Source organism: Streptomyces sp. NPDC088915 (genome assembly GCF_044749825.1).
Classification (GTDB): domain Bacteria; phylum Actinomycetota; class Actinomycetes; order Streptomycetales; family Streptomycetaceae; genus Streptomyces.
In genome coordinates this window covers 11,312-13,458 of the sequence record NZ_JBIVIR010000038.1, presented here as the reverse complement: position 1 = coordinate 13,458, position 2,147 = coordinate 11,312, and the positions used below count along the sequence as shown (strand labels likewise).

Below are 2,147 nucleotides of genomic sequence, written 5' to 3'. Positions count from 1 at the left end.
CCCAGCCCCCCGCGCCGGGGGAGCGCGAGGGGGCGGCGCCAGAGCGCCCCTCGCAACCCGGCCGAAGGCCGGGTGCCGGAGCACCGGCGCCGCGCGCCGGCCCCGGCCCCCACGGCGAAGCCGGCGCCCACGCGCCCCCCACCCCCGCGGCGCCTCGCGCCCGGCCTTACCGCCAACGACCCGTCGCCGCCCACCGCGCACGACCGCGCCCCGGCCAGGGAGCCGGGACGCGGAACCGGTACGGCTACGCCCAGCGAACGGCATAGGCGGCGAGCTGCTTGACCAGTTCGAGCGCGTCCAGGGCGCACGTGCACTCCATGCCGTGCCCCGGGTCCTGGTGCACGGTGCTGATCTGCTCTGCTCGAATCAGCGCTTCCTGAAGCTGCTCAGCCGGACGGACGGACACTTCGCGCACCTTCTGGACGTAGTCGCCCTCGTCGGGCTCCTCATATCCCAGAGAGTGGAGCAACTCGTATGCGATGTCCTCGGCGATGACCTTCGAGTGGATGCCCTGCCTGGTCGGCAGGGGGTCACCGTAATGGTCGTGGGTGGCGGCGTCGTACTGGACGACGCCAAGGAAGTGAGCGGTTACGACGGTGATGTGTCATCTCCTGTCTCGGTTCTTCCAGGGGTCGGGGCGGCGGCGAGCCGCCGCCCCGGGTCCGTTCAGCCCTGGCGGGCCGCGCGGGCGTCGCGCTCGCGGGCGGCGTCGGCCACGGCCCTGGCGAATGCCTGCCCGGCGCTCTCGCTGTCCGTCCAGACGAACGGGACCGTCTTGTTGTCCAGGTACAGGCGGACCGCTTCGCGGGCCGTCTTGCGGCTGTCCACGCTGAACACCGCCTCACCGACAGCGGGGAGGGACACGGTGACGTTGGTCCACACGTACTCGGCGGCCCGGTACTCGTCGTGGATCACGCGGACGGGCTCGACCTGGAGCAGGTGGGCCAGGGTGGCGGTGAACTCGCGGGCGGCCTCGTGGGTGTCGAGCGGGGCCGGAGGGAGGGCCGGGCCGTGGCCAATGGCGGTGTGGATCTCGAACTTCATGGCGTGCTCTCCTGCGGTGCGTGGGTCGGGCTTCGAGAGGGGCCGGGCGGCGGTGCCATCCGCCGCCCGGCCGGACGGAGTCAGTTGGTGGCGGCGGCCTCCTCGTCATCGGTGCGCCACAGCGGCAGAGCCTCGAAGTCCTGGCTGGGCGCGAGCTTGACCACGGCCGCGCGCACGGTGGCGGCCCTGACGGTGGCGGGCAGGAGGGCGGCGACGGCGCGGGGGTCCTTGTTCGCACGCCACATGGCGTAGAGCACGTTCTGACGCTCGGCACGGGCCTTCGTCAGCGCCTCGCGGGCGGCCTGGTAGGTCGCCTCGGCCTCCAGCCCCTCCATGAGGAGGGGGGCGTCGATGCCCTCCCGCTGCCGGGACGCTTCGATCATCTCGGCACGCATGGCTCGGTAGACCGTGCGGCCGATCGACTCCGCGTCGGCCTGAAACTCGGGGGCAATCTGCTCGCTCATGGGTTCCTCCGGTGGGTTTCGAGTGGGGCTCGTCGTCCGGGGTGCCATCCCCTTCCAACAAGCTCTATATTACCAGTCTTGGACCGGATCACATAGCCGGGAAGGGCATCTGACCAGGGTTTTTACCGGAAGTTCCATGATCCTTTAGCGGGCGTCCGGGCCCCCGCCGACCCCCTCCCAGCCAGCCGTCTTTCCCTGCCCCGGCCCCGGGCCGGCCCGCACCCCTTCGACGTCGCGCAGCTCCTCCAGGCCCTCCTCGACCTCAACCCCCCGCCCACGCCACGACCGGGCCGACGGACGACGACGAGACCGTTCTCCTGACCCCGGCCCACCACCGGCATCAGCCCGTCCCCGGCCCCCGGGGGGCGGGCGTCCGGAGGAGCCCCCCGGGGCCCCGCGCAAGGGAGCGAAGCGACCGCAGCCCGCGCTCGCGCGGGCCGCAAAAAGGGCCCCCAGGGCCCGACTGCGGCGCACGGCCGGATCGCACCGAAGGTGCGATGCCCACCTCTGGGCCCGCGCCCGCCCCGCCGGCCTCAGCCCCCCGCGCCGGGGGTGTGCGAGGGGGCGGCGCCAGAGCGCCCCCTCGCAACCCGGCCGAAGGCCGGGTGCCGTACGACGAACAGCTCCAGGGGCCCCGGC

At 73.3% G+C, this 2,147-nt stretch carries 3 protein-coding genes; all 3 read right to left on the bottom strand.

Annotation, left to right across the window (positions count from 1 at the left end; genetic code table 11):
- Window positions 1-244: 244 nt before the first annotated feature.
- Window positions 245-469, bottom strand: coding sequence for a hypothetical protein (locus tag ACIP5O_RS36580; protein ID WP_401302103.1), 225 nt, complete (start codon window positions 467-469; stop codon window positions 245-247).
- A gap of 197 nt (window positions 470-666) precedes the next feature.
- Window positions 667-1,044 carry a hypothetical protein gene (locus tag ACIP5O_RS36575; RefSeq protein WP_401302100.1) on the bottom strand — a complete coding sequence of 126 codons (378 nt, stop codon included), beginning with the start codon at window positions 1,042-1,044 and terminating at the stop codon, window positions 667-669.
- Between the two features lie 80 nt (window positions 1,045-1,124).
- The gene (locus ACIP5O_RS36570; protein ID WP_401302097.1) at window positions 1,125-1,508 is read right to left on the bottom strand and encodes a hypothetical protein; all 384 of its coding nucleotides are present in this window, start codon (window positions 1,506-1,508) and stop codon (window positions 1,125-1,127) included.
- Between the last annotated feature and the right edge of the window lie 639 nt (window positions 1,509-2,147).